The sequence below is a fragment of the Rummeliibacillus pycnus genome (assembly GCF_050459865.1).
GTDB classification, from domain to species: domain Bacteria; phylum Bacillota; class Bacilli; order Bacillales_A; family Planococcaceae; genus Rummeliibacillus; species Rummeliibacillus pycnus_B.
Window position 1 is genome coordinate 1 of the sequence record NZ_JBCMNM010000052.1, and the last position, 679, is coordinate 679.

Here is a 679-nt window from a genome sequence, read left to right on the forward strand (position 1 = left end):
CAGTTTTGAAAGAACAAGAATTTCTTGCACTGAGAAATCAAAGAATCAAGAAAAATTTTTCTGAAATAGAAAAAAACACTTGATATTCATCTTCTGATACGGTATAATAATTCTTGTCTTTAACAAAATAGTCTAGTGATGATGGCAAAGAGGTCACACCTGTTCCCATGCCGAACACAGAAGTTAAGCTCTTTAACGCCGATTGTAGTTGGAGGCTGTCCTCCCGCGAGAGTAGGAAGTTGCTAGGCTGTTATTATTATTCCGAAGTAGCTCAGTTGGTAGTAGCATCTGACTGTTAATCAGAGGGTCGCAGGTTCGAGTCCTGCCTTCGGAGCCATTTTATTGGAGAGTTGTCCGAGTGGCCGAAGGAGCACGATTGGAAATCGTGTAGGCGGGTAACCCTGTCTCAAGGGTTCAAATCCCTTACTCTCCGCCATAAAATCCTAAAAGACAACTTATATTTATAATAATGGCCCCTTGGTCAAGCGGTTAAGACACCGCCCTTTCACGGCGGTAACACGAGTTCGAATCTCGTAGGGGTCACCATTTTTTATCACATATGGAGGATTAGCTCAGCTGGGAGAGCATCTGCCTTACAAGCAGAGGGTCGGCGGTTCGATCCCGTCATCCTCCACCATTTAAATCAATATAATAAATATTATTATCGCGGGGTGGAGCA

General features: G+C 43.4%; 4 tRNA genes and 1 rRNA gene. All 5 read left to right on the forward strand.

Features of this window, described 5'->3' with window-relative positions:
- The first annotated feature begins 131 nt into the window (after positions 1-131).
- Positions 132-248 (forward strand): 5S ribosomal RNA (rrf, locus tag ABE048_RS12600).
- A 12-nt stretch (positions 249-260) separates the two neighbouring features.
- A tRNA-Asn gene (locus ABE048_RS12605) sits at positions 261-337 on the forward strand.
- Positions 338-344: 7 nt separating this feature from the next.
- A tRNA-Ser gene (locus tag ABE048_RS12610) sits at positions 345-436 on the forward strand.
- Between the two features lie 35 nt (positions 437-471).
- A tRNA-Glu gene (locus tag ABE048_RS12615) sits at positions 472-546 on the forward strand.
- A 15-nt stretch (positions 547-561) separates the two neighbouring features.
- Positions 562-637 (forward strand) — tRNA-Val (locus ABE048_RS12620).
- Positions 638-679 lie beyond the last annotated feature (42 nt).